Origin of the sequence: Streptomyces sp. NPDC006265 (assembly GCF_040613555.1) — a bacterium.
Taxonomy (GTDB): Bacteria; Actinomycetota; Actinomycetes; order Streptomycetales; family Streptomycetaceae; genus Streptomyces.
The window spans coordinates 1-6,428 of the sequence record NZ_JBEXSH010000519.1 but is presented as its reverse complement, the minus strand read 5'-3'; the positions used below and the strand labels follow the sequence as shown (position 1 = coordinate 6,428).

The window sequence follows — 6,428 nt, the reverse complement described above, 5'->3', positions numbered from 1 at the left end:
GTGGCCGAGGAGTTCACCCGCCGGTTCGTCGAGAAGGCCACCGCCCTGCGGCAGGGCGACCCGCGTGACGAGGACACCGACATCGGGCCCAACATCCACCCCCGCCAGCTGGAGAAGATCGACGGTTTTGTACGGCGGGCCGTCGCGGCCGGGGCGCGGGCGGTCATCGGCGGGCAGTGCAGGGACGGGCAGTTCTACGCGCCGACGCTGCTCACCGATGTCGAGCAGGACTCGGAGATCGTGCAGGAGGAGGTCTTCGGGCCCGTCCTGACCCTCCAGACGTTCACCAGCGAGGACGAGGCCGTACGGCTCGCCAACGACACCCGATTCGGGCTGGCCGCAACGGTCGCGACCGGAGACCGGGAGCGGGCCGAGCGGGTCACGGCCCGGCTCGTCGCCGGCACCGTCTGGGTCAATTGCTTCTTCGTGCGCGACCTGCAGGCACCCTTCGGCGGCTCCCGGCAGTCCGGGGTCGGCCGCGAGGGCGGCACCTGGAGCTTCGACTTCTACTGCGACCTGAAGAACACCGTCACCGCCCCGAAGGGATGGGACCAGGACCATGGGTGAGATCGTCGGAGCCGGGCTGCTCGCCCACGTGCCCACCATCGTGCTGCCCGAGGCAGACCGGCTGGAGCTCAACGAGGGCAAGGAGATCACCCTCGTCACCGGGCTGCGGGAACTGCGCAGGGACGTCTTCGAGCGGGATGCCGCCAACGATTACGACACCGTCGTCGTCCTGGACTCGCACTGGGCGACCACCGTCGAGTTCGTCGTGACCGCGCAGGCGCGCAGGGCCGGGCTCTTCACCTCCGAGGAACTGCCGCGCGGCATGTGCAGGATGCCGTACGACTTCCCCGGCGATCCCGAACTCGCCCACAACGTGGCCGCGTTCGCCGACAAACACGGCACCTGGATCACGCCGATCGACGACGCGTACCTGCCGATCTACTACGCCACCCTCAACCTCTGGAAATACCTGGGGAAGGGGCTGCCCGACAAGCGGTGGGTCACCATCGGGGTCTGCCAGACGGGCGACATGGAGGACCATCTGCGGCTCGGGCGGGCGCTCGCCGACGGGATCGCCGCGACCCCCGGGCGGCGGGTGCTGCTCATCGCCTCCGGCGCCCTCTCGCACACCTTCTGGCCGCTGCGCGAACTGCGTGACCACGAGGCCAGCGACCCGGTGCACATCCGCACCCCCGAGGCCCGAGACGCCGACTACGAGCGCATCGCCTGGTTCAAGGAGGGCCGCCACGACAAGGTCCTCGACACGATGGACGCGTTCTGGCGGTACAAGCCCGAGGCGAAGTTCTTCCACTACCTGATGATGGCCGGCGCCCTCGGCGAGCAGGCCTGTGCCGCCAGGGCCCGCCAGTACGGCGCGTACGAGAACTCCGTCGGCACCGGCCAGGCCCACCTCTGGTTCGACCGCCCCGCCGGCGGCTGGACCGCAGACCGCACCACCGCGCAGGAGTCCACCCATGCCTGAGTACCGCCGCATCCTCCTCGACGGCGCCGCCGTCCAGGTCACCGTCGACGGTGACGAACTCGTCGCCGGGGACGGCCGCCGCGTCAAGACCGAGACGGCACAGCATCTGCCGCCGGTCGTGCCGTCCAAGGTCATCGCCGTCCACCTCAACCACCGCAGCCGGGTCGACGAGTTCCGGATCGGGCTTCCCGGCACCCCCACCTACTTCCACAAGCCGACCTCGTCCCTCAACGCCCACCGGGGCGCGATCGTGCGCCCCGAGGGCTGCAAGTGGCTCAACTACGAGGGCGAGGTCGCCATCGTCATCGGGAAGACCGCCCGCAACATCTCCTCGGAGGAAGCGGGCGAGTACATCGCCGGCTACACCGTCGCCAACGACTACGGCCTGCACGACTTCCGCGACACCGACGCCGGGTCGATGCTCCGGGTGAAGGGCTCCGACACCCTCTGCCCGCTCGGCCCCGGCCTGGTCACCGACTGGGACTTCCACGGCAAGCGGCTGCGGACGTACGTCAACGGAGAGGTGGTGCAGGACGGTTCGACCGACGAGATGACCTGGGACATGCACTACCTCGTCGCCGACATCGCCCGCACCATCACCCTGTACCCCGGGGACGTGCTGCTGTCCGGCACCCCCGCCAACTCGCGGCCCGTCCAGCCGGGCGACGTCGTGGAGGTGGAGGTCGAGGGGCTCGGGCGGCTCAGCAACCACATCGTCACCGGCCCGACCGCCATCCGCACGGACCTGGGTGCCCAGCCCACGGAATCGGAGGAGGTCCTCTCGACCGCCCTCGGTGGCGACTGGGAGTTCCGTGGTGTCCGGCCCCCGCGCCGCTGATGAAGTGGTACCCGGCCCCCGCGCCGCCGAGCGGGACGCCCCGGGTAGGGTCACGGGCATGACCGAGCCCGCCGGGGGCCGACCCCGCAAGCGCGTGAACTACGGCACGGGCCGTGAGGCCCTGCTGGAGGCCGCCGTGCGGGTCGTGGCCCGGGGCGGGCTGCGCAGGCTCACCTACCGGGCCGTCGCCGAGGAGGCCGGGGTCACCCACGGCCTGGTCGTGCACCACTTCGGCTCCCGTGACGCCCTGATCGAGGAGGCCGTGGCCCACGCCATCCGTTCCTCCCTGAGCAGCAGCGCCCTCGAACCGGGTACCGGCGAGGTCGCCGACTTCTCGGTGGGTCTCACGGACATGGTGGAGGCCGGGCCGGACCTCCAGGCGTTCCAGTACGAGCTGCTCCTGGAGTCCCGGCGCCGCCCCGAACTCCTGGCCCACCTGCGGTCCCTGTACGACGAGTACTTCGACGCGACCCGGCGCGAACTCACCCAGATGCTGCCCGGCCCGGTCGACGAGGGCCTGTCCCGGATGGTGTTCGCCACGCTGGAGGGACTCGTCCTGCACCAGCTGGTCTTCGGCGAGCGCGAGATCATCGACGAGGCCCTGGACGAGCTGCGCTCGGTGCTGCGACTGCTCGCCGAGCGGCGCGGCGACGAGGCCTGACCCGCTTCGGCCCTCGCCGGCCGCGCAGCGCCGCAATTCCTCGTCCCTCACCCCTTGCCAAACGGATAGTTCCGCCCCACGATGAGGCAACTCGTTTGGCCTGAAACGACCCTTCCTCCCCTCTGGCAGGTGATCCGAGTGGACAGTCAGACGGTCTCCCGGCACGCGGCGAAACCGGAAGCGCCCACCGCAGGCACGCTCAAGCCCAACGCCCTCGGCGTCGTGGGCATCCTCTTCTTCGTCCTGTCCGCCCAGGCCCCGCTGACCGGCATCGCCGGCGCGGCCCCCATCGCCGTGGCCCTCGGCAACGGCCCCGGCGTGCCCGCCGCATACCTGGTGGCGGGCCTGGTGATCCTGCTGTTCTCGGTGGGCTTCGTCGCCATGGGCCGCCACGTCGTGGACGCGGGCGCCTTCTACACGTACATCGGCAAGGGTCTGGGCCGCACCACCGGCACCGGCAGCGCGGGCCTCGCGCTCTTCGCCTACTGCACCATCCAGGCCGCGATGTACGGCCTCTACGGCGCCATCGTGAGCGGCCTGGTCGCGAGCCACACCGGCCTCGACCTGCCGTGGTGGGTCTGGACGCTGGCCACGATGGCCGTCGTGCAGGCGCTCGGCGCGGCCGGCGTCGAGATGGGCGCCAAGGTCCTCGCCGTCTTCGTCCTCGCGGAGTTCAGCATCCTGGCGGTCTTCGCCCTGGTCACGCTCTTCAAGGGCGGCGGACCCGAGGGGCTCGGCCTCGCCGACAGCTTCTCGCCGTCCGCCGCCCTGGGCGGCGCCCCGGGCGTGGCCGTGATGTTCGCCGTGGCCTCCATGTTCGGCTTCGAGGCCACCGCCATCTACGGTGAGGAGGCCCGCGAACCCAAGAAGACCGTGCCGCGGGCCACGTATCTCGCGGTCGTCGTCGTCACCGGCTTCTTCGCGCTGGTCTCGTGGATGCTCATCTCCTCCTACGGCGCCTCCAAGGCCACCGCGGCCGCGGGCAAGGCCCTGGAGGGCGGCGACGGCGCCGGGTTCGTCTTCGCGCCCATCGCGGCCGACTTCGGCGGCTGGGTGGGTGACGTGCTGCCCGTCCTGCTCGCCACGTCCCTCTTCGCCGGCATCCTCACCTTCCACAACTCGGCCAACCGCTACCTGTTCTCCCTCGGCCGTGACCGGCTGCTGCCCATACGGCTGTGCCGGCTCAACCGCCGTCACGCGCCCTGGACCGCCGGGTGCGTCCAGACGGTCCTGGCCGTCCTCCTGGTGGTGCCCTTCGCTCTGGCCGGCAAGGACCCGGTGCTGACGCTGTTCTCCTGGTTCAGCGGCGTCGCCGTCCTGGCGATGATGCTGCTGTACCTGCTGACCTCGGTGTCGGTCGTCGTCTTCTTCCGCCGGGCCCGCCTCGACGCCCGCCTCTGGAACACGCTGATCGCACCCGCCCTGGGCGCGCTCGGCATCGCGGGCGCGATCTGGCTCATCCTGGCCAACTTCACCACCCTCATCGGCGGCGAACGCACCACCGCCCTGTGGCTCACCCTCTCCGTCCCGGTCGTCATGGCCCTCGGCCTCGTCGCCGCACGGGTGCGGGGCCGGACCGTGGCGCCCGCCGACGGCTGACCCGCACGCGCTGCAGTCCGCGGACAGCCGCATCCATGTCGTTTGAGATCAAAGGAGGTCCTCATGCCGGTCGTCCCCCACGACGAGTGGCTGCGCCGCGCCAAGGCGTTCCAGCTCTCCGGTGGCCATCACATCGACGGCGCCGAGGAGGCCGGGGCAGGGGCGACGTTCCCGGTCGTCTCCCCGCGGGACGGCCGGGTCGTCGCCGAGGTCGCGGACGGCGGCGCGGCCGAGGTGGACGCGGCCGTCGCCGCCGCCCGGCGGGCCTTCGACAGCGGCCCGTGGCCGCGTCTGGCACCCGCCGAGCGCGGCCGGGCCCTGCTCCGCCTCGCCGACCTGCTCGAAGAGCGGCGCGAGGAACTCGCCCTCACGGTCAGCCTGGAGATGGGCAAACCGATCTCGGACGCGTACGGCATCGAACTGCGCGCCGTCATCGGCACCTTCCGCTGGTACGGCCAGCTCGCGGACAAGCTCACCGACGAGTCCCCGCACACCGCCCCGGACGCCCTCGCCCTGGTCACCAGGGAACCCGCCGGGGTGGTCGGGGCGGTGGTCCCGTGGAACTTCCCGCTGACCCTGGCCGGCTGGAAGGTCGCCCCGGCCCGCGCGGCCGGCTGCACGGTCGTCCTCAAGCCCTCGGAGAACTCCCCGCTCTCCGCCCTGCTTCTCGGCCGCCTCGCCACCGAGGCCGGCCTCCCACCGGGCGTCCTCAACGTCGTCGCCGGCGACGGCCCGACGGCGGGCAGCGCCCTCGGCCTTCACCCGGACGTCGACGTCCTGGCGTTCACCGGCTCCACCGCGGTCGGCCGCCACTTCCTGCGCTACGCAGCCGACTCCAACCTCAAGCGCGTCTGGCTGGAACTCGGCGGCAAGTCGCCCAACATCGTCCTGCCCGACGCCCCGGACCTCGAGCAGGCCGCCGCCACCGCCGCCTGGGGCATCTTCTTCAACCAGGGCGAGATGTGCACGGCGCCCTCCCGGCTCCTCGTGCACTCCTCGATCGCCGAGCGGGTCACCGAGGCCGTGGTCCGACGGGCCCGCGAACTGAAGGTCGGCGACCCGCTCGACCCGGAGACGGAGATGGGCGCCCTCGTCGGCCGCGCGCACCTGGACCGGGTGGCCGGGCACATCCGCCACGGCCTCGACGAGGGCGCCCGGCTGCGCACCGGCGGCCACCGCCTCCTCGCCGAGACGGGCGGCACGTATCTGGAGCCGACCGTCTTCGACCGCGTCGAGCCGGGCTCGCGACTGGCGCGGGAGGAGATCTTCGGCCCCGTCCTGTCCGTGCTCGCCTTCGACCACCTCGACGAGGCCGTCCGGCTGGCCAACGCCACCGAGTACGGCCTCGCCGCCGGCCTGTGGACCTCCGACCTGTCCACGGCCCACCGGGTCTCGCGCGCCCTGAAGGCCGGAACGGTCTGGGTCAACTGCTACGAGGAGGGCGACCTGACCGTGCCGTTCGGCGGCATGAAGCAGTCGGGCAACGGCCGCGACAAGTCCGCCCACGCCCTGGAGAAGTACACCGATCTCAAGACCACCTGGATCCAGCTGTGACCCGCCCCCTGATAGCGGTCCCCGCCCGCTTCTCGGCCACGACCTCCGCCCTCCGGTACGCCGCCGAGGTCAACGCCCGCGCCCTGATCGAGGCCGTCTGGCGGGCCGGCGGCGAACCGGCGAGCATCCACCCGGCGGACACCGGCACCGCCGCCCGGCTCGCCCGCTTCGACGGCGTCCTGCTCCCCGGCGGCGGCGACCTCGCCCCCTCCCGCTACGGCGCCGCCGACACCCACGACACCGTCTACGACGTCGACACCCTCCAGGACGTCTTCGACCTCGACATC

The 6,428-nt window shown here is 71.9% G+C and carries 7 protein-coding genes; all 7 read left to right on the top strand.

The window, feature by feature from the left end; translation table 11 throughout:
* Nucleotides 1-567: aldehyde dehydrogenase family protein (locus tag ABZ281_RS32435; RefSeq protein WP_356661318.1), on the top strand; the 567-nt coding region annotated here is incomplete at its 5' end.
* Nucleotides 560-1,489: a 3,4-dihydroxyphenylacetate 2,3-dioxygenase gene (locus ABZ281_RS32430; RefSeq protein ID WP_356661316.1), complete on the top strand. Its 930-nt coding sequence runs from the start codon at nucleotides 560-562 to the stop codon at nucleotides 1,487-1,489. The genes ABZ281_RS32435 and ABZ281_RS32430, both read left to right, overlap by 8 nt.
* The gene (locus ABZ281_RS32425; RefSeq protein ID WP_356661314.1) at nucleotides 1,482-2,327 is read left to right on the top strand and encodes a fumarylacetoacetate hydrolase family protein; all 846 of its coding nucleotides are present in this window, start codon (nucleotides 1,482-1,484) and stop codon (nucleotides 2,325-2,327) included. The genes ABZ281_RS32430 and ABZ281_RS32425 overlap by 8 nt, the downstream gene beginning before the upstream one ends.
* A 58-nt stretch (nucleotides 2,328-2,385) precedes the next feature.
* Nucleotides 2,386-2,988, top strand: coding sequence for a TetR family transcriptional regulator (locus ABZ281_RS32420; protein WP_356661312.1), 603 nt, complete (start codon nucleotides 2,386-2,388; stop codon nucleotides 2,986-2,988).
* Between the two features lie 138 nt (nucleotides 2,989-3,126).
* Nucleotides 3,127-4,587 (top strand): APC family permease, encoded by a 1,461-nt coding sequence (locus ABZ281_RS32415; RefSeq protein ID WP_356661310.1) that lies wholly within the window; start codon nucleotides 3,127-3,129, stop codon nucleotides 4,585-4,587.
* A gap of 63 nt (nucleotides 4,588-4,650) precedes the next feature.
* A complete protein-coding gene (locus ABZ281_RS32410; RefSeq protein WP_356661308.1) occupies nucleotides 4,651-6,141 on the top strand; it encodes an aldehyde dehydrogenase in 1,491 nt (496 codons plus the stop codon).
* Nucleotides 6,138-6,428, top strand: a 291-nt coding sequence (locus ABZ281_RS32405) for a gamma-glutamyl-gamma-aminobutyrate hydrolase family protein (RefSeq protein ID WP_356661306.1), incomplete at its 3' end; no start/stop codon positions are given. The genes ABZ281_RS32410 and ABZ281_RS32405, both read left to right, overlap by 4 nt.

Coding starts and splice junctions, on each gene's coding strand:
- ABZ281_RS32430 (WP_356661316.1), top strand. CDS start 560: ATGGGTGAGATCGTCGGAGCCGGGCTGCTCGCCCACGTGCCCACCATC.
- ABZ281_RS32425 (WP_356661314.1), top strand. CDS start 1,482: ATGCCTGAGTACCGCCGCATCCTCCTCGACGGCGCCGCCGTCCAGGTC.
- ABZ281_RS32420 (WP_356661312.1), top strand. CDS start 2,386: ATGACCGAGCCCGCCGGGGGCCGACCCCGCAAGCGCGTGAACTACGGC.
- ABZ281_RS32410 (WP_356661308.1), top strand. CDS start 4,651: ATGCCGGTCGTCCCCCACGACGAGTGGCTGCGCCGCGCCAAGGCGTTC.